This is a genomic window from Bradyrhizobium sp. CIR48 (assembly GCF_014198315.1).
Taxonomy (GTDB): Bacteria; Pseudomonadota; Alphaproteobacteria; order Rhizobiales; family Xanthobacteraceae; genus Bradyrhizobium.
Genome location: NZ_JACIHG010000013.1, coordinates 60,330 through 79,786, shown reverse-complemented (window position 1 = coordinate 79,786; position 19,457 = coordinate 60,330). Strand labels below are relative to the sequence as shown.

At 57.5% G+C, this 19,457-nt stretch carries 17 protein-coding genes; 1 reads left to right on the top strand and 16 read right to left on the bottom strand.

The genetic code is table 11. The annotated features are described in order from the left end of the window. Position 1: 1 nt before the first annotated feature. From GGD66_RS33325 to GGD66_RS33310, 4 genes are all read right to left on the bottom strand, one after another. Complete coding sequence (locus GGD66_RS33325) at positions 2 to 1,135, bottom strand: extracellular solute-binding protein (RefSeq protein ID WP_183260808.1); 1,134 nt, start codon at positions 1,133 to 1,135, stop codon at positions 2 to 4. A gap of 334 nt (positions 1,136 to 1,469) precedes the next feature. Then, complete coding sequence (locus tag GGD66_RS33320; RefSeq protein ID WP_183260806.1) at positions 1,470 to 2,213, bottom strand: glycerophosphodiester phosphodiesterase; 744 nt, start codon at positions 2,211 to 2,213, stop codon at positions 1,470 to 1,472. Positions 2,214 to 2,605: 392 nt separating this feature from the next. Then, positions 2,606 to 4,123, bottom strand: a complete 1,518-nt coding sequence (locus tag GGD66_RS33315) for a porin (protein ID WP_183260804.1) — start codon at positions 4,121 to 4,123, stop codon at positions 2,606 to 2,608. A 629-nt stretch (positions 4,124 to 4,752) separates the two neighbouring features. Continuing rightward, the gene (locus tag GGD66_RS33310; RefSeq protein WP_183260802.1) at positions 4,753 to 5,535 is read right to left on the bottom strand and encodes a Crp/Fnr family transcriptional regulator; all 783 of its coding nucleotides are present in this window, start codon (positions 5,533 to 5,535) and stop codon (positions 4,753 to 4,755) included. 868 nt (positions 5,536 to 6,403) lie between these two features. Here GGD66_RS33310 and phnF point away from each other — a divergent pair. Beyond that, positions 6,404 to 7,138, top strand: a complete 735-nt coding sequence (gene phnF / locus GGD66_RS33305) for a phosphonate metabolism transcriptional regulator PhnF (RefSeq protein ID WP_183260800.1) — start codon at positions 6,404 to 6,406, stop codon at positions 7,136 to 7,138. A gap of 563 nt (positions 7,139 to 7,701) precedes the next feature. Here phnF and GGD66_RS33300 read toward each other — a convergent pair. The 12 genes from GGD66_RS33300 to GGD66_RS33245 all read right to left on the bottom strand — a co-directional run bounded on the left by GGD66_RS33300 (position 7,702) and on the right by GGD66_RS33245 (position 18,806). Beyond that, positions 7,702 to 8,466: a DUF1045 domain-containing protein gene (locus GGD66_RS33300; protein WP_183260798.1), complete on the bottom strand. Its 765-nt coding sequence runs from the start codon at positions 8,464 to 8,466 to the stop codon at positions 7,702 to 7,704. After that, positions 8,463 to 9,299, bottom strand: coding sequence for a carbohydrate ABC transporter permease (locus GGD66_RS33295; RefSeq protein ID WP_183260797.1), 837 nt, complete (start codon positions 9,297 to 9,299; stop codon positions 8,463 to 8,465). The genes GGD66_RS33300 and GGD66_RS33295 overlap by 4 nt, the downstream gene beginning before the upstream one ends. Continuing rightward, entirely contained in the window at positions 9,296 to 10,165 is an 870-nt protein-coding gene (locus GGD66_RS33290) for a carbohydrate ABC transporter permease (protein ID WP_183261069.1), read from the bottom strand. The genes GGD66_RS33295 and GGD66_RS33290 overlap by 4 nt, the downstream gene beginning before the upstream one ends. Before the next feature lie 86 nt (positions 10,166 to 10,251). After that, complete coding sequence (locus tag GGD66_RS33285) at positions 10,252 to 11,424, bottom strand: ABC transporter ATP-binding protein (RefSeq protein WP_183261067.1); 1,173 nt, start codon at positions 11,422 to 11,424, stop codon at positions 10,252 to 10,254. A 54-nt stretch (positions 11,425 to 11,478) separates the two neighbouring features. After that, a complete protein-coding gene (locus GGD66_RS33280) occupies positions 11,479 to 12,651 on the bottom strand; it encodes an alpha-D-ribose 1-methylphosphonate 5-triphosphate diphosphatase (RefSeq protein WP_183260795.1) in 1,173 nt (390 codons plus the stop codon). Between the two features lie 230 nt (positions 12,652 to 12,881). Then, entirely contained in the window at positions 12,882 to 13,649 is a 768-nt protein-coding gene (phnL, locus tag GGD66_RS33275) for a phosphonate C-P lyase system protein PhnL (RefSeq protein ID WP_183260793.1), read from the bottom strand. Positions 13,650 to 13,653: 4 nt separating this feature from the next. Then, the gene (locus GGD66_RS33270; protein ID WP_312014215.1) at positions 13,654 to 14,439 is read right to left on the bottom strand and encodes an ATP-binding cassette domain-containing protein; all 786 of its coding nucleotides are present in this window, start codon (positions 14,437 to 14,439) and stop codon (positions 13,654 to 13,656) included. Beyond that, positions 14,439 to 15,311, bottom strand: a complete 873-nt coding sequence (locus GGD66_RS33265) for an alpha-D-ribose 1-methylphosphonate 5-phosphate C-P-lyase PhnJ (protein ID WP_183260789.1) — start codon at positions 15,309 to 15,311, stop codon at positions 14,439 to 14,441. The genes GGD66_RS33270 and GGD66_RS33265 overlap by 1 nt, the downstream gene beginning before the upstream one ends. Position 15,312: 1 nt before the next feature. Next, on the bottom strand, positions 15,313 to 16,413 hold the full coding sequence (locus tag GGD66_RS33260; protein WP_183260787.1) for a carbon-phosphorus lyase complex subunit PhnI: 1,101 nt from the start codon (positions 16,411 to 16,413) through the stop codon (positions 15,313 to 15,315). A gap of 3 nt (positions 16,414 to 16,416) precedes the next feature. Continuing rightward, the gene (phnH, locus tag GGD66_RS42485) at positions 16,417 to 17,004 is read right to left on the bottom strand and encodes a phosphonate C-P lyase system protein PhnH (RefSeq protein WP_183260785.1); all 588 of its coding nucleotides are present in this window, start codon (positions 17,002 to 17,004) and stop codon (positions 16,417 to 16,419) included. After that, entirely contained in the window at positions 17,001 to 17,441 is a 441-nt protein-coding gene (gene phnG, locus GGD66_RS33250) for a phosphonate C-P lyase system protein PhnG (RefSeq protein ID WP_183260783.1), read from the bottom strand. Before phnG ends, phnH begins: the two co-directional genes overlap by 4 nt. Positions 17,442 to 17,531: 90 nt before the next feature. After that, positions 17,532 to 18,806 (bottom strand): extracellular solute-binding protein, encoded by a 1,275-nt coding sequence (locus tag GGD66_RS33245; protein WP_183260780.1) that lies wholly within the window; start codon positions 18,804 to 18,806, stop codon positions 17,532 to 17,534. Positions 18,807 to 19,457: the final 651 nt, after the last annotated feature.

Genomic DNA, 19,457 nt, shown 5'->3' with positions numbered 1-19,457 from the left:
CTCAAAGTTTGCGCAGTGCCTCGACATCGGAGACCATCTTGGCGATGGTTTCTTCCGGCGCCTTCTTCAGGGTGACGACCTGCTGCATATGATCGCGGATCACATCAATAATCTTGAGTGAGTTCTCACCCGACCAATTGTGCCATTTGGTGAGAAGCGGCAACTGCTCGACCATTGCCCGCTGCGCCGGATTCTGCTCATAGAACGACTTCAAGTAGCGCGGGTCGTTGATCACCAAATTGTTGCCCGGCAAATAGCCGTCTTGATGAACCATGATCGTCGATCCAACCGGACCAGTGACAAACTTGGCGAAATCCCAAGCCGCTTTCAGCTTGTCGCTTTCTTGGGCGTGAAGCATCACCGACGCGCCACCTCCGGGGACCTTACCATTACTTGCACGGGGAAACGCGACAACCTTTATGGGAAAGCGGCCACCCGACTCTTTCTGCAGCCGAATAATATTCGAGCTAGACGCCACGAGGATGCCGATAGTGCCACCCGCAAAAGCCTGATACGATTGTTGAGCCGTCATATCGATCATGCCGGCCTCGCCGAAGCCACGGAGCCACTTGAGCGCTTGCAAGCCCTCCTTGCTTCCGAACGCTACGTGACCGTTCGAAGCGACCATCGCACCTCCTTGCGTCTGGATAAGAGACTGGAAGGTGAAATTATTGTCGAAATAGTAGTCGGCGTAGAGACCGCTGACGCTATTGCCCAATCCCTGGATCCTCCGTTGCAATGCGATGACCTCGTCCCAGCTTTTCGGCAAGTTGTCGGGATCGCCGCCGGCACGCTTCACCAAGTCGAGATTATAGTAGATGCTTTTGATGGCGATGGTGAAGGGCATGCAATAGGGTTCGCCACCCACGCTCCCTAAACTCAGGATCGACGGGCTGTAGCCGAGACTTTCCCAGTCCTTCTCCGATGCGATCAGGGGCTTCAGTGGCATGATCAACTTGCGCTCGGCAAGCATGTCGACCGTATTCATGCCGCCGATCGTCACATCCGGCATCCCGCTAGCAATCGCTGCCCGCAGCATCTTCTGGGCAAGATCGATGTAGTCGGTCGCGGCTGGAAGAAACTCAACGTGCACGTCTGGACGGATCGCGGTGAATTTGTCCGCGATGTCCTTCATAAATAAGTCGTAGGCTCTTGGGTACGCGTACTGAACCCTCAGCTTGATTGGCGCAGCGCCCCGAGAAAATGCACTGCCTGCTGTACCTGCCAATGCGCCGGCCGCTGTTGTTATCAGAAACATTCTACGATTGAGGATCATCCTACGACCTCGAGAGAGTTGATGCCGGATAACATTGAACCAGCTTTGCTGTGGGGCGATATTGACGCCACAAATGAACCCCGCGTGATGGGATCATAGACAACGCTCACACTTGTCTGAGCCAATGCGGCATGCATTGTCGAAGCACTCCATCAATTTGAAGCCAGGACGTCGAGTTTGCGAGCGCGACCAGTTATGCGGCTGTCCGCTTCGTGAGCGTCTCCATTGCCCAATCACAGCGATCTGTGATGATTGCGCGAATGCCAAGATCGGCTAGAGTCTGGAGAGCGTCAGGGTTGGTCGAGGTTCGCGTGCTGGAAAGGGGCGAGGCAACTGCGAGTGTTGCGTAGCCCTCCTCGTGAAGGCGCGCGATCTGCCCCGGCACACAATCTTCCGGCAGTAGCCGAACGAAACGTGCTTCGATCTCTTCGGCCATACGTACGAAGTCAAGACCTCTATGCGCATGGGCAGAGATCGCAACCTGCGGCCAGCGCTCGCGGATTATATGTGCGAGCTCGAAATTCATGACACTAAACATGAAGCGGTCGAGCGGGCCAGAACGCTCGGTTGCGTCAGCTATGACCTCAAACTCTTCCTTGCTGCATTCCTTTGTATCGATCATCACCGGCATGCTGCCAGTCATGGAAAGGAAGGTCTCATAGTCAAGCAGTGCAGGAAACAACGCGCGCGCTTCCTTCAAGGTAAGAGAGCTTGCTCGGGCATCCTGCCCTGCAACTCGAAGCAAGTCGTCATCATGGAGACATATAACGTGGCCATCAGACGCAACATGGACGTCGACTTCAACGGCATCGCATTTTGTCTGAATAGCCAGTTCGAACGATCGCTTTGTGTTTTCAAGCGCGATTTCCGGCAGGCCGCGGTGACCAATCACGACCGGCCGGTTGAGTTCGAATCTCAGGGGAGACCACATCGACATACGTTCTTCCTTTCTCGAGAACGACTTTGTAGCGCCGCGGATATGACCGGCCGCCGTTATCGCGGTATCGGCAAGTTAGATGAACACTCCGTGACGCGACCCTAGACAATCCCAGAAGTCGTCGAGGGAAAGAGATCTCCATTGGGCGCGGTCATCTTCTCCTGCTTCGATCGAAGAGAAAGGTTCGTACGGTTCGTACCCTTCCTCTCGACGATGCCGGAGGAATGTTGCCGAGTCTGTAGACGCCCTTACGCAAACAGATGAGGATGTCACATCTGTCGAAACGTGTCTGTCAGTTGCGAAGGCCCCGGCGGGGACGCCGGAGGCCTCCGTGAAGGTCAGACTCAATGCACAGAGGCGTTCTTTTCACCTTGCGCTAATTTGACAGAGACTCACCAATTGCGCTGGGCACGGAATAGCAAAGTGAGGCCGTTCTGGTCCTTCAACTCATACGTAGCGCCCGGCTTGGCGACACCCGACTGCAGCGGCAACGCCACGGTGCTCCCGCTCGCATATTTCTGGTCAAGCATGGTGTAAGCAAGGTCCGCAGAGAACGTCAGGTTCTTGACGGGCGTCCAGCGCGTGATCAAACCAACTACCCCATAATTGAAGTCGGGGTTACAGCCGGCAGCACCGGTCGACAGCGCGAGGTTCGCAACGACCGCGCCGCAGATATAGCCTTTCGCTGTCCCGTTATACCGAACGGCAGCCCAAGCGCCATAGATCGCCGTGTTCCAGTATGGATCCCAATTGTGGGTGTAACCACCGCGGAAGCCGTACGTTGTCGTCAACTCCTGGCCCGCGCCAGCCACGAACACGCTGTCGGATACACCAGCGAAACCAACGCTCTGATAAGCGCCCGGCCGGCCAGTACCGCCATACATTGCGTAGGTCGTCGACATGTTCTCCTGGAAGTTGAACCGACTTGCACCGTTGGTATAAACTCCCGTGATATTGACGGTGTCGCCGGGACCGGTTGGAATGTTCTTGATCGACAACGCCAGTTGCGCTGCCCAGCCCCACCTATCGCCCGGATAGCCGGTCGTTTCGTCAGCGCCGAAGTAACCGGCGTGGTTGTCATGCGCCGCAGCCGAAGCCTGGAACAGACCCCACGCCTGATCAATGCGAACCATCGCGATGAGATCCGGTGAACGCGTACCGCCGATGTCGTTTGCACCATAGGCACCGGTGGCGAGACCAGCGGCCGTTGCTGCGCTCACGTTCCAGATATTGGTCGTGTAATACTGCACCTGATCTTGAGCTGAGAACGAAGCTGTGACGCCCTGGCCAAAGTCAGCGGTGTAAGTGAATTGACTTACGCCACTGGAATCACCACCGCCGCCGGGCAAGCCGTCGAAGTTATTTGCCGGATAATTGGTCCACGGTGCAGAGAACTGCGAGATCGCCTTACCCATCGTGAATCCGGCGAACTGGATGAAAGCGAAGTTCACGTTAAGTACACCATTAGGAGCCGTGGTGTTGTTGTAAGTGGTTGCTCCACCGGTAAGTCCAGCGCCAGCGCCGTTGTAGCCACCAGAAGTCCAGGTGAACAGCACCTCGGCGTAGGTGCGGACCATGCCATACTCGGTCGCAGTGCGCGTATCAATGTTGAGGTCTGAACGAGACCTAGCGGTATAGCCGTTGCTGAGGCGATTGCGCGCGCCAGCTATGCCACTATCTGCGGCACCGTAGGTACCGTTCGTCGCCAACGCGCCCTCGGCGCGCACAAAGCCTCCCAGCTTAATGCAAGTGTCAGTGCCTGGGATGTAGTAGAACCCGGCGCCGTACAGGGCGCAAACCTTCACGTATTCCACGGCTTTTGCCTTGACAGGAAGATCGGCTGCATTTGCTACAGCCAGCGTGGTGACGCTGGCCAGGGTGCCGAGCGCAATGGTCTTAATCGTCGTCATTTGTCCTAACTCTCCGTTTGCGTGTCCCAAGGACACGCGATCTGCTGGCTCGCGCCTTAGGAAGATTGCGTTGCTACCCCGAGCGAGTATTTGAGTTGCTCGCGCTCAAGACATTCAAAGCGCGAGCAACTCTCGTCAGAGCCGCCTTGGAGGCGTACGACTTTTGGGGGGCATCCCTGTGTCGCGAAGAGACCATCATTCAGTGTCGAAGAAAGCGCACGCGATATCCGCGTACGATCTCTGACGTACAATCCAGCCTGATCCACTATGTTGTATTTGGCCCACACAAGGCATTTGGCACGGCGCTTCTTTGACTCGGAAAGGCGGCGCCGATAGCGCACACTTGAGCCGATGCTGCGGATTGCATTTTGAAGATCGCTTGCTTGAGTGCTTGAGGGCATTGGCCGCGACCGCGAAGCCACGGAGCTCGTAGTCTCCCGTCGCCTAGATTTCGACGCGAAGCGTTTGACGCACCGCCTCTGAATTCACTCTGCTTGGATCGTTTCGGCCGGGCATTCTGTAATTCGGCCGTCGCCTATTGGCTGCGTGTAGTCGGTTCAACACTCGCAGCAAGCCGCGGCCTGCGCCCCGTTTCAAGACCGCCTTTTAAGGCCGGACTCGGTTTTTATCTATAGAACAAGGCTTAATTGCTCGCAGTCAGCGGTCCGTTCCGGGAATCGCTCATGACCTAGTTTGTGAGTTGTCCCTACTCCTCGATGCAGCTCGAACCGTTTGATCATCGAAACACAGGGACAAGCGTGGGCACACAACTTGGAAGTATCGGAAAGTTGGATTGCCGCTCGTCTGCGTTCCACCAATCCTAGATTTGCAAGGCGAGCGACCGCCCAGCTGACACTTGGGCGGTGCACGCCCAATGCCATGGCTAGGTCATCTTGCTTGACAGGTATGAGTCCATCATCAAATTGCCCGCTTGCGATCACCAGCCATTTTGCTAGCCGTTGTTCAAGGGAATGCTTCGCTTGGCAGAAAAGGTTTTGTGCGGCAGCCCGCATCAGAAATCGCGCAAATTCCAGAAAGATGCGATCGATATTGGGGTGTTGCCGTTGAGCTCGGCGCAGATCTTCAAGTTTGATCCTCACGACCAGCGTATCGGGGACTTGGACCACGGCCCTATAGATCGCCTTGCCCGCGCCGAACATAATCTCGCTGCCGATCATTCCCGAGGGTAACACGGCACTTATCTCGACAGGTGCCTCAATGGCGCTTCTGACGACTAGTGAGACGATACCACTCTCGACAAAGTGGATATAATCCATGGGCTCGTCGATCTGCTGCACAAGGTGCCCCTGATCAAAGGTAGTGAATTCTAAATGAGGGCGCAGCGAGTCGAATTCCTCAGGGGACATTGCCCTGAGCAGATCATTTCTAATTGTGTAGCTATCGGGGCGCAACAATGGTCTCGATGAGGGACCGTGAGGCGCTGAGCGAGCGAGTTGATGACGCATCGGTTGTAGCCCAGCTCAATGCGGGATCTTGATCGGCTCGCATGAAACACCCGCTCTAAGTAGAGGCGGTACTGCCGTCGAGGTAACCACCGTTCGAAAGGCGTAGCACTTGGACAAGCCCGGAGCGCTGGCGTCCAGCGCTGACGCGCCTGAATACTGGTGCCTCGCGGTTCGGCGCATCCGTCGGGCACGGGAAAGCGGACGCTCGACATCGAGCATGTCGTCCGTGATGGCGCGTGGAGGCGATTGGCGGCAGGTACTCCTAGCAAGACACGTCGGTCGCCCGGCAATGCTTGGGAAGCTATGGAGCTGATCGAGTTCTTCTGCACTGAAGCCCGCACAGTTGCGCAAAATACAGCTCCATGCTGGCATGTCACGTAGGAGGAGAAACTTTGGACGTTTATACTGGCCTGTTAACGCGTCGGGCCAGTCAGCGGATGGAGACACGCGTTTCATCAAATCGCCTCGTTGTTTCATCTGCTCTAGCCAGTGCCTTTCGCGGTGAACGATCGTTTTCTCAACTAAGCAGCCCCCTTGGCTCAGCGGACGATGTTTGCCCGCCCGGGCGAACCATACGGTGGGGAGCGTTTCGCAGGGTTCTGCTAACACTCCGTGACAAAAAACTGGATTCATTCGACAACATAAGGAGTTGTACGCCGGTGGGCTCCGATCGACATTGTGATTGCTAGCCTTGAATCCGGGTCCTGTTGTTACAGCCCCCGGTGGGGGCATGCCGGTTGTCACAATTTCGAAAAACTCGGGTCGTATGCCCTAAGTGTTATTGCTTAGATCGTTCGCGGAAACAAAATCTCACATGTCTCAGTCGTCCTCCGGCCTCCCACTCTGGCGCCAGGTGCAGTTCGCATTGGAGGAAGAGATTGGCCGCGGCGTGATCCAGCCGGGCCAAAGGCTTCCCGCCGAAGAGGCACTGGCGGACCGCTTCGGTATGCATCGCCAAACAATTCGGCGTGCTATTAGCCGTCTCCAAGAGAAGGGTATCGTCCGCGCCGAACAAGGCCGCGGAACCTTCGTTCAAGAGCAAGTGGTCATACACCGTCTCGCCCGTCGCTCTCGGGTCGGTCAAACCTCCGAGCGGATGGGACTGAAGCCGATCCGGCAGGTTATCGAAGCAAAGCGTGTGCGGGCCAACCGAATCGTCGCGCAAGGGCTTGGCGTGCCGGTGGGAATCATCGTCCAGCGCGTCGAAACGTTGAGGTTCATCAACGATCGTCCCGTTTCCGTGACATCGCATTTTTACCCGCTCCCACGATTTGACGGGATTGCTAAGAGCATCCAGGAATCCGGCTCGGTTACTAAGGCACTCGTGGCCTTCGGTGTTGCCGACTTTACGCATGTATGGACCACCATCAGCGCAAAGATACCGAGCCAACGCGATGCCAAGCTCCTTGGACAACCTGTTTCTCGGCCCATCCTGCGTACGATTAACGCGAGTGTGGATGAAGCTGGAAAACCGGTACAATTCACAGAGGCTCGCTTTGCTGCACGCCTTATAGAGCTGACTATCCGTTACGATCCGGCGCGTGACTAATGCTGCGCGACTTGGAGTGCCAAGGATGGAGGCAAACAGCAATGAAATCTCTATTGGCGGTCAGCGACCTGTCCCTGACATGGAGCGATGATGAGCGCACCGAACTGAAGTCGCGGACGATGTGGCGGGAGACGTCGCAGGCGCTGGCTGAGAGAGCCAGGATCGTACTAGACATGCGCCGAGGGTGGTCTGAACAAGGAAGCGATGGCCGAGCTGGGCCTGGACCGGCGGACCGTAGGCAAGCGGCGGCGTTTTTGTGGAGCGGCGGGCTGCACGCCGCGCTCCGAAGCGTCGCGCACGATTGACGATGCTCGGAGCGAAAGCCGTGATTGTATAGACGTTAGAGAGTTGCCCCGAGAAGTTTTGGCACGAGATACTTGTCCGTGAACAACGGCTAAGTGACCGATTGGAGTTGCAATTCTTTCTTGCGTATTGTTTTGGGGAGATTGCCAAGTGCAGCCCGAACCCTGCTATCATGCTTTTGGAGTCTCTCAAAGGCCGAATCGTGATCCTGTGCGCATCGGCGGAGCAATGCGACCGAGGAAACACAAGACGATGGGCTTTCACACCGCCAGTTTTAGAGACACCCCCCTCTTCAGCGTGAACTGCGACCGGACGACGAAATCGGCGTTGCTGTGCTCCTGAACGAACAGAGACAGGTTATCGATATAGTAATCCTCGGACAGATAAGGCTGGAAAATCGTTTCCAGACGAGCCCGCATTCCTGCGCGCTGTTCTTCCGGTATGCGATTGGTCAAGGTCATATGGAAGCGGAACCGGTCGGAGACATAAGGGTAGCCCCAGGTGATGAGATTCGTCATCTCGGTTTCGTCAAACCGATGGCTCATACGTCGCCTGAGATCATCCCAATCCATCGGCGCCCGGAACTGATCGAACTCCGTCACGACGCGCGAGGCAAAACCCCGCAGAGCCGGCAAAGGCTGGACCGGAACGAGAGCGAAGAATCCGTCCAGCAGGTCAACCCGCACAGGACCGATGGGGCACGCCGTCATAGCTGCCGCAAAGCCGCGTAGCGCGCGCTCTAGAGTCTCGACAGACGCCCCCTCCTTGAGACGAAATGGCGCCTTAATGGTCGCATGGAATCCGTATCGTCGAGGCTTGGATATGAAAGCGGGCTCATCGACATCGGCGGCGCATATCCCCGGGAAGAAAGCATCTCGTCCGAGCCACGTCCTTGCCGCCACCGTCAACGGGTGTTCTGGCACCGGAGTATAGTAGATCGCATAGCGGGGTTCATGCGCCTCGGCTCGCGGGAAATTGGCTGTTTGTCTCGGTTCGGAGTGTTCGACCTGCTGTTCTGACCTCATTTGACCGCCCCTCCTGTCAGCCCCTCGACGAACCACCGCTGGGCGGAAAGGAATGCAATGATGAGGGGAGCAACGACGATGGTGGACGCAGCCATAAGGGGGCCGTAATCGTTGCCGGCCTCCTCGTTCTTGAATGCCAAGATGCCGAGCGGTGGCGGCATGAGAGATTGGTCGCGCACCGCAATCAGCGGCCAGAACAAATTGTTCCAGTGCGACACGACCGAGAAGATGCCGAAGGCAATGATGGCTGGCAGCGCCATCGGCACCATGATCCTCCAGACAATGGCAAGTTCGCTCAGCCCATCGAGGCGCGCGGCATGCACGATGTCGTCGGGGATCGTCTTGAAGAACTGGCGGAACAGGAAGATGCCGAAGGGCGAGACGATGAAGGGAAAGACGAGCGCGGCATAGGTGTTGAGAATGCCGAGCTTGTAGCCAAGGATAAAGAGTGGCAGCGACAGAACTTCATGCGGCAAGATCAGCGCGACCAGCACCATGGCAAACAAAAGGTTCTTGCCCGGCAAGTCGAGCTTGGCCAGCGCGTAGGCCGCCGGCGCGCAGACAAGCACTTGCAGGATGACGATCATGGCGCAGACGATGACGCCGTTCAGCATGTATTGCGGCAGCGGCGCTTCGGTGAGCGCCCTGGTGTAGTTCTCGATGCCGTAGAACTGCTCGGGCCAGAAGTTGAAGGAGGTGCGGAAGATTGCGCCCTGGGGCTTGATCGACAGCGAGACCATCCACACGAAGGGGATGAGGATCAACGCGCCGCTGGTCAAAAGGACGGCGTGACGCAACACGGCCGATGGCGGCGAAAGGCGATGGATGCTCATTGGTAGTGAACCCGTTTGTCCATCACGCGCGCCTGGACGAGCGTCAGCACCACGACGATGAACAGGAAGATTACGGCGACAGAGGCGCCATAACCGGTGCGCAGGTACTCGAAGCTCTCGCGGTAGAGCGTGTAGAGCAGCGTCTCGGAGGCATGGCCCGGCCCGCCCTGCGTGAGGATCCGCACGGTGTCGAAGGTCTCGAAGGCCTTGAGCGCCACGACGATGAAGACGAACATGGTGACGGGACTCAACATCGGCAGGGTGACGGTGCGCAGCCGGTCGAGCCAGAGATCCGCACCATCGATGTCGGCGGCATCGTAGAGGTCCTGGGGGATCGACTTGAGTCCGGCGAGGAACAGCACCATGGCATAGCCGAGGTTCTGCCAGATGCCGATGACGGCTAGCACCGGCAGCACGGTCGCCTCATCACGCAACCAGTTGGCGGTCGGCAGACCGAGGCCGGCAAGCGTCTGGTTGACGAGGCCGATGGTGGGATGCAAGAGCGCCTCCCAGGCGATCGCCATGGCGGTCAGCGTCGCCATGAAGGGCAAGAAGTGGATGGCCCGATAGAAGGCTCGGCAAGACTTGCCGCTTTCGATCAAAAGCGCGATTACAAGGCCGAGCACGATCGTGCCGGGCACCACGATTGCGACATAGAGGATGGTGTTGACCAGCGAGGCGCGGAAGCCTTCATCGGCGAAGACCTCCCTGAAGTTGGAGAGCCCGACGAAGGAGAGAGCGCTCGCGCCAAACTGCCAGTCGGTGAGCGCGATGGCAAAGACGGCGAGGACCGGCAGGAAGAACAGCACGACGAGCAGTGCAAGCGCCGGGCCCGCCAGCGACCAGGCGGCGAATGTCTCGGCCATGCGCTGACGGCTAAGTGCCCTTCGGGCTGTCGACGAGGCGGCCGCCGAACCGGGCTCATCTTCGAGCGTGGAAGCCGCGAAGTTCATCAGGCGTGCTCCTTCATCCGTAGCACGTTTCCGTTCTGGCGGTTGTCCGGGCGCAGTCGCTTGCCGTCGGCGGCAAACAGCAACAGCCGATCCGGCTTGACGCCGAGATGCAGGGTCTGGCCTGAGATAATGTTCGGCGCCCGTTCGGCGAGCAGGCGGGCGACAACCGGATGCTCTGTCCCCGGCACGTCAAAATGGACATAGAGGTCGGAGCCCATGTGCTCGACCAACCGAACAGCGCCGGTCAGGACGTTCAGCCCCTGCCCCTCCACGACGTGGAAGGCTTCCGGCCGTATGCCGATCGTCAGGCTCGTGCTATGCGCGAGATCGGTGCCAACAGAAAAGCTGGTGCCGGCCGCATCGGCGAGCGCGCCATCACGCAGCTTCGCCTCCAGCATATTGATTTTGGGCGATCCGATGAACTCCGCCACGCGACGTTCATCAGGATCGGCATAGATCTCCTGCGGCGCCGCCACCTGCAACAGCTTGCCGTCGAGCATCACCGCAACGCGGTCCGACATGGTCATGGCCTCCGCCTGGTCGTGGGTGACGTACACGAAGGTGACGCCGAGGCGCTTGTGCAGTTCCTTGATCTCGGCGCGCATCTGGACGCGCAGCTTCGCATCAAGGTTCGACAGAGGCTCGTCCATCAGGAAGACGGCCGGCTGGCGCACCATGGCACGCCCCACAGCGACGCGCTGGCGCTGGCCGCCCGACAACTGTCCCGGTTTGCGATCGAGCAGATGACCGATGCTCAAGGCATCAGCAGTTCGCCTCACTTCCTGCTCGATCGTGCCTGTAACAGCCTTGGCACCTGGCAAAAGCCGGCCAACGACCGGCAGCCGCTGCCATGATGATAATCGCCGCATCCTGAGCGGAAGAGCCATGTTCTCGGCAACCGTCATATGCGGATAGAGCGCATAGGACTGGAACACCATCGCCACATCTCGATTCTTCGGCCGAACCCCGTCCACGACTCGCTCGCCGATTGCCACAGACCCGCTCGTCTGCACATCGAGCCCCGCCAGAATCCTGAGCAGCGTCGACTTACCGCAGCCTGAGGGGCCCAACAGCGTCAAGAATTCCCCGTCGGCGATCTGAAGAGACACGTTCTGGAGAACGGAGGTCGTGCCGAACGATCTGCAGACGTGGTCGGTTGATATTCCGCTCATGTTCGAACGATCCCCAGCATTGGTATGATAGGAAACAAACAAGTTCTCAAGCCTTCAGAGCTTGGTCCTTGTCATTTGAGTGAAAACGACCTCACCATTGCGCCAAACAGTGTGAACGACCGGCAGGCCATCAACCATCCGAACGCGGATAAGATCGGCACGCAGCCCCTTGACTATGGAACCTCGGTCGTCGAGCCCGAAGGTTTCCGCGGGCCCACATGTTGCCAAGGCGACGGCCTTCGGCAAGGGCCATCCAAACTCTGGAGATGTAAGCAAGAAGATAGCCTGCAGAATGCTGGATGGGATGTAGTCCGAGCAGAGGATGTCGAGCATGCCGGCTTTCACGACTTCGGACACCGCCACGCTGCCGTTATGCGACCTTCCACGTACGAGGTTTGGCGCGCCGCATATGATTTTTTGACCAAATCGATGAGCAGCCTCCGCTGCTTCCAAAGTCAGTGGGAACTCGCTAAGCTTAGCACCCGAAGCCGCAGCCTGCTCCGCATGCGCAAACTTGGTGTCGTCATGGTTTGCGACCTGTATCCCCCGCGCCTTGCAAAGCGTGGTGATGCGCTCGCGGCGCGCAGTCGCTTGATCGAAATCTTCATCTGCCGTCGGCCGAAGCGGCACGGACAGCGAGCCCTTCGGCAATCCACGGCGGCGTTCATGGACGTCGGCTGCTCTGGCAGGATCTTCGCGCTCCGGGAGATCATCAATGATCGTGACAAAGCGGAGATTCGGATTGTCGATCAACTTTTCCGCGAAAACGATGCTTTCAGTCTCCACGATGTCGCAGCGAAGATGCAGTAGATGGTCTGCACGCAATAGGCCCAGATCGCGAGCGTCGTCCAAGGCCTTCACCGCGGGCAAAAGCAGCCCCCTGCGTGCTGCGTTACCCGCGCCCCCCGCCAAGAGAGAGTCGAAAACGGTTGTCGTACCTGCAGCGATCATCGCCGCGTCATGCGTACACGAGGCCGAGGTTAAATTCCAGAGAACTCCGCTGCGAGGCGTGGCATGCTTTTCGAAATGATCCGTGTGGATATCGATAAGGCCCGGCAAAAGGTAATCACCTTTGAAATCAATGCCATCGATGGATGCCGCTTCTCGGACATCAGCAATCACCCCGTCGGATACCGAGATGGATCCGTGGATCTCGCGATCCCGAGTTACGATGCGAGCGTTGGACAAGGTGGTATTGGTAGACATCTCTTCAGCCTTTGTGTTCATTGGTGTTCATTGGCGTTCATTGCGTTGTCATATTCAGCTTAACGTTGTGACCCTATGAGCAACGTCGCGGTTGGTGTACCGACCGCACTGGAGCAACATTGTGAATGCACCTGAAGCCTGCCACCTCTGCTCGCCTAAAAGGGACGCCGATCTGCTCCTGCAGTCACTGCCTCGGCCACTCCGGCAAAGTGTGAGCTACAGCGCCGATGACGGGAGTCGACAAGCTCAGATCAGGATCGCCCGCTTCGTTGCACCTGCTGTAGAGCTCGCGGCGCGTTATGATCTTGCGCATGAAGCTCCCCCTGAAACTCTGAAAGCTGGATTCTCCTACTTAAAATCTGATCGGCGGTGACCTGATCGTGGAATATCCCGATGATAGTGGAACCTCTCTCAAGAGCTTGGCGAATGATTTCGATGACACGATCTCGATTGGTTGGATCGAGGGATGCTGTCGGCTCATCTAAGAGCAGCACATCGTAGTGGCTGATGAATGCCCGCGCGATGTTGACGCGCTGTTGTTCTCCACCGGAGAACGTTAAGGGCGAGAGTGACCACAGCGATCGATCGATATCGAGCCGTTCCAGCATGTGGCAGGCGCTTCTTTCTGCCTCGGAGCGTTCGACCCCCAGCGCCACCAGAGGCTCGGTCACGACCTCAAGAGCAGAAATGCGCGGCAGCGCATTCAAGAACTGGCTCACGTAACCAAGACCTGTGCGTCGCAGACCCAGCACGGTCCAAGGGTCGGCCGTTACCATGTCCACGTAGCCGGCAGGTGTCCGAACCAGGATTTCGCCGGAGTTTGCCTTGTAGGTGCCGTAGATCATCCTCATGAGCGTACTTTTCCCGGTCCCAGAGCGACCGGCAAGCCCGAGGCACTCTCCTGGGCGTGCTGAGAGCGACACACGGTCGAAGATACTTCGCTCGATAGAGCGCTCATGAAGTGTGAAGCTCTTCGAAACGTCGCGCAGGATGACTGTTTCACGCGGTCGGAATGCCATGTCTTCAAATCCTCAGTGCTGCGCCGACGAGAAGCTGGGTGTAGGGATGCTGGGGATCTTCCAGGATCTGATCTGTCAGTCCAGTCTCGACGACGTCGCCGCCTTTCATGACTATGAGCCGCTGTGCCAGCACTCTTGCAACGGCAAGATCGTGCGTAACAACGATTGCCGCGATCTTCAGCTCGCGCACGAGTTGACGCAGAAGATCGAGGAGGCGCGCCTGAACAGAAACGTCCAGTCCCCCCGTCGGCTCGTCCATCAACAGCAGTCGCGGTTGCGTTACGAGGCTACGCGCAATCTGAAGCCTCTTCTGCATGCCGCCGGAAAATACGGAAGGAACCGATTTGAGCCGGTCCGCTGGCAACTCGACACGAGCAAGCCAATCGCCTGCCGCCGCGAGAAGTTTCTCGTAACGGCGCTCTCCTCCAGCCATCAACGGCTCGACGATGTTGCCGCCCGCCGAGATATGCATCAGCAGTCCGTCACGCGGGTTTTGGTGCACGAGCGCCAGCTCGGCCTGCCTCAACTGCATGCGTGCTACTTCATCGGCCCTCCATAGGTCGACAGCCTTGCCGCTTTTTGAACGCACGCGCACGGATCCGACGTCTGGGCGGTTGAATCCGCCGATGCAACGCAGAAGAGTCGATTTACCCGAACCACTTTCGCCGACGATTCCAAGAACTTCGCCAGCTCTAACGGAAAGCGATATGTCATTGCATGCCAGTATGCTGCCGAATCGCACGGATACGTTGCTCACGTCGAGAACGGGTCTCGGTTGTTGTTCGACGATCACTGCTGTTCTCCCGCCAGATCGACCTGCCGGGTCTCGCAATAGTCCGTGTCAGAGCATACGAATTTGACCTCGCCTTCGTCGTTGGTCACGAGTTCATCGAGATAGCTGTGATCCGAACCGCACAGCGCGCATTTCGCGTTCCACTTCTGCACCGTGAAAGGGCGATCCTCGAAATCCAGGCTGCGGACGTCCGTGAAGGGCGGTATCGCATAAACCTTTCGCTCGCGTCCGGCGCCGAAGAGTGTGAGAGCCCGGCTCTGATGAAATTTCGGATTGTCGAACCGAGGAACGGGCGACGGCGCTGTCACATATCGCCCATGAACCTGCATCGGATAATCGTGCGCGATGGATATCCTTCCGTGCCGCATCAGATCCTCGAACAGAATCACATAAAGCCGGCCGTAGTCCGCGAACGCGTGCATTGTATCCGTCTCGTTCACCCGTGGACTGATGCGTCGCAACGGCTCGGGTGTCGGAACTTGCAGGACGATGATTTGATTGTCCTGCAGCTTCGTCTCGGGCAGGCGATGGCGAGTTTGAATGACCGTTGCGTTTTTTGCATCGGTGGTCGTCTCCACGCCCGTCACGCTCATGAAGAAGTTTCTGATGCTTGTGGCATTCGTGGCATCGTCCGCTCCTTGGTCGATGACCTTGAGGCGGTCTTGACGCCCAAGCAACGTCGCGGTGACTTGAATACCCCCGGTTCCCCAACTTGGGGGTAGAGGCATTTCCTTGCTTGAGAATGGCACCTGATAGCCCGGCAGGGCCACGGCCTTAATCAGCGCCCGGCGGATCTCCCGCTTGGAACGCTCGTCCAAGTAGCCAAAATTGTAATCGGAAGTGTAGTCGTCATCTACTTCGGGGATCATTTCATCTATCGCCTTCGTTCACGTTTTCGAGTATCGCCATTCCCTCGCGAAGTTCGGCGATCGAGAGCGAATCCGCTTGGAAATCCACCCAGTGCGGTAGCTTGAAGTGTTGAACCAGTCCCGACGCATCAACGCTGTCGAGATGAAGAAGCACGAACTCCTCATCCTGCGCAGGATAACGAGGTTCATCACCAAGCTCGCGTATGCGCGTGGTAAGATCCAGGATGCACATCGCTATCGCCTTCCGCTCGTTTTTGCCGAACGTGAGCCCATACCCCTTGATGAAGCGTGGAGGATCTTCTGGCGTCCCCGAACCGACGCGCTTGGTTACCAGTGTAGACTCAGTGACGACGATTTCACCGATCGCGACCGTTTCTCCGATCTCCGGAATCTCCAGAAAGACGGTGACATCGCCAATCCTGAGATCACTCAGGAAGGCATGACTTCTTCCGAAGCCGCGAATGCTTGAATATGCCACACCTGTTGCGAAACCTTCGTCGCCCCTAGCAAGAGCTTGCAGTCGAAGGTCACGAGTAGCTGGGAAGCCAATCGGCTTTTGGGTTAAGTCGGCAATCTCGTCGCCGATCGGGGGTACGACGCCCTCCATAAAGCGGTTGAAGATTGGTGATGAAACATCCTCCTCCGGTTCTGGGTCGTCCGGTGCCTGGACGTCGCCGATCTCCTCGACTTCTCCCTCAGCCATGAGCGAAAAGTCGAGCAATCGATGTGTCCAATCGTAGGTGGCACCGAGAATGTTACCGCCCGGCGCATTCTTGAAAGTTGTTGCCAGCTTCCGATGAAAGGTCATCTTGCTGGTATCTAGCGGCTCGCAAGCTCCCACACGGGGAAGAGTCGCCCTGTAGGCTCGCAGAAGATAGGCCGCCTCCACCAAGTCGCCCTGCGCTTGCTTCACGGCCAACGCGGCGAGGTCGGGAGCATAGAGAGACCCTTCGGTCATGACGCGGTCCACGGCGAATCCAAGTTGCTCGCGGATAGAGTCAACCCGAACCTCCGGAATGCGCGGGTCACCACGGCGTTGTTTTACAAGAAGCTTGTGAGTTGCCGCGATGGCCTTTTCGCCGCCTTTAATTGCCGAAGGCATTGCTCAGGCCCTCCTTGTGGTTCGAGGAAGACCGCAGATTGAGCGATTGTCAGCTAGAATGACATCGACGCCGCGCGGATATCCTGCAGCGTTGGCATCCCACTTTTCCCAAAACTCGGGTGGGAGACCTTGTGCACACAACCCGACATTCCCTTCGACTCCAGGTCCGTGCAAAATCACGGGCTGCCCCCCCGTCAGGGATTCAACTTGTATGATGACGGTTGAGCTGAGATGGGGAGTCCGGGGATCAATGGGCTTAAAGGCCCCAAATGCGATTTCCTCGGTACCATTGGTTACAGCAAAGTCTGCCTGGTCTGCATGTCCGACGAGGCGAACGCCGGAATGGAGATGCAGATAAGATCGTATGGCCGCATTATCGTAAGTTGGACCAAGTAAGAGAGTTACGTTGCTGTCGAAAAGGGTTAACGCCAATGCGGCGACCGGCCCGCTAAATGGCGACGGGGGGATGATGTCCGCCTGCATAGCTCGCGGAATCCCCGGTCTCGCCATTGACTGGAGAACCGTACGAAACACGGCTTGGGACTGGTGAATCGGATCCGATAATCCGGTTGAAAGTGCTGGAAGGCTCATTCACTAAGACCTGCTGATGCGATCGAAAAGTCGACTCTGCTCGCGGCGAGCTCTTTCTCTTTTTCCTGATGGCGCAACTGTCGTTTCGCGGGAAGTTCGCCGATGGCGTGCCGCAGCGTCTCGGCTGCCGGTCCATCCTGCTGCGTTATTGCGTCCATCAGCGCGACAAGCGTCGCTCGTCTCTTTGCGCGCCCTATGACGTAACCAACCCCAACAGTCGCGGGGTCTTTGAGCTGAATGACGCAGCGGGTGATGCCGACTTCCCCGAGGTTGAATGGAGGGCCGTCGGACGCTATGCGTCCACGGACCATGGTGGCAGCGAATTCAGGCTTCGTAACCCATAGGAAGGAAGGCTCCTCACCGAAGCTGCTCCAGGTCTCCTCGAGCTCAGAGGGCGTTGCCAGGGCGAGCGTCGAAAGTCTTTCCGCGCGCTTCATAAATGGTCCATTTCGACTGATTTGCGTGTGACATGCATGCCGATCGCGCTCAGCAAGCATGGCGTTTCAATGTGTGGAAGATCCGCAGCGTTAGGCCTTAAGGAGAGCCTCAAGGTCAGATACCATTTTGGGCAAGACTGCCTCCGGCGTCTGCTTTAGCGTCGCGACTTGCTGTATGTAATCCCGCGTCACAGTCAGGATCTTGAGCGAATGGTCGCCCGGCCAATTATACCACTTGGTGAGAAATGGCATTTGGTCGACCATCGCTCGTTGCGGAGGGTGCCGATCGTAGAATGATTTAAGATAGCGCGGATCGTTGATCGCAACACTGTTGCCTGGGATATAACCGGATTTCTCGACCACCTCCGTCGAACCGACCGGCCCCGTCGCGAATTTCGCGAAGTCCCATGCCGCCTGCAGCTTCTCACCCGTCTTGGCGTGTATCATCACGCCGCCGCCGCCGCCGGGAACAGTACCGTTGATGGAACGAGGAAACGCAACGACCTTCATCGGGAAGAGGCCACCGGAGTCCTTCGTAAGCTGGGTGATGCGAGAGCTCGACGCAACAAGGATTCCAAGCATACCAGACGTAAAGGACGCATAAGCCTGATTCACGGTCATGTCGATCATTCCGGCCTGACCAAAACCCTGGAGCCATTGAAGCGCTTGCAAGCCCTCTTTGCCTCCGAACGCCACGCGACCATCGGGTGTCGCTATAGTCCCACCCTGCGTCTGGATCAGGGATTGGAAGGTGAAATTGTCGTCAAAATAATAGTCGGCATACAATCCCAAGACGCCGCCACCCAAACCTTGGATTTTGCGCTGCAGCTCGATGATCTCGCCCCATGTGTTCGGCAGCTTGTCTGGATCGCCACCGGCACGCTTCACCAAATCGAGATTGTAGTAAATGCTCTTAATCGCGATGGTGAAAGGCATGCAAAACGGATCGCCGCAGACATCTCCCATGCTCAGAATTGATGGGCTATATCCCATCTCGGACCAGTTCTTTTCTGTCGCAATCAAGGGCCTCAACGGCGTGATCAACTTGCGCTCAGCCAGCCGATCGACGTTGTTCATCCCGTGAATAGCGACGTCGGGCATGCCGCCGGTGATCGCAGCGCGCAGTATTCTTTGCAGAAGATCGACGTAGTCGGTCGCCGGTGCCATGAACTCCACATGCACGTCGGGGCGAACAGCCGCAAACTGTGCCGCGATGTTCTGCATGACTGAATCATAGCTCTTAGGCCAGGCGTATTGCACCGTCAGTCTAATCGGCGCCGCAGGTTGAGAAAAGGCGCGGCTGGCTGCTCCTACCAATGCGCCAGCCGCTGTTGTCATTAGAACGCGTCTACGATTGAGCTTCATTGCACGACCTCGAGGGTTTGAATGCCGGAACGCATTGGACCCGCCCTTTGCTGAAGGCCGGTATCAACAACCGCGATGAACCTCGCATGACAAAACCATCAACAACCTCCAATCTTGTTGAGATAAACGGAGCTCAGGTTTCTGGTAGCTTGCCCGTTCGTTGGAGATTGTTTAGTTGGATCGCCCCCAGCGCCTTTTCAAGGATCGGATCGTGAGCTTCTGTCTCTCCGCAACTTGGGCGCGTCCGCATTAATTTGGGAGCGTCCGCATTGGAGGCGCGGTGCAAGAGCATCGGGTCAACCCGTTCAATCGCTCAAGCGACAGCAACAGGTGCAATCGTTTCGAGACGAAACGCAACAACGACGTTGGACTCTATGTGCAGGAGTTTCGCCTCGGTCGGCCGAGAGGTCCGCGGCCGAGCGCTCCCCGCCTTCTTGCAATCATGACTGATCGTCTGCTTTGCGTAATCGGATTGAAAGAGCGGCAGCAGTCATACCGCATTTCCAATCTAGCGCTTGCTTTGGCGGATTGTCGCGTTCGCGCCTCACCCTTATCTCGCGCGGTCATGCTACCTAATCTGATAGTTTCGGCCATTCAGAGTATTCAGTATGGTGGTTGGCGCCATCCGTCAGTACTAGGGGATATGCTGCA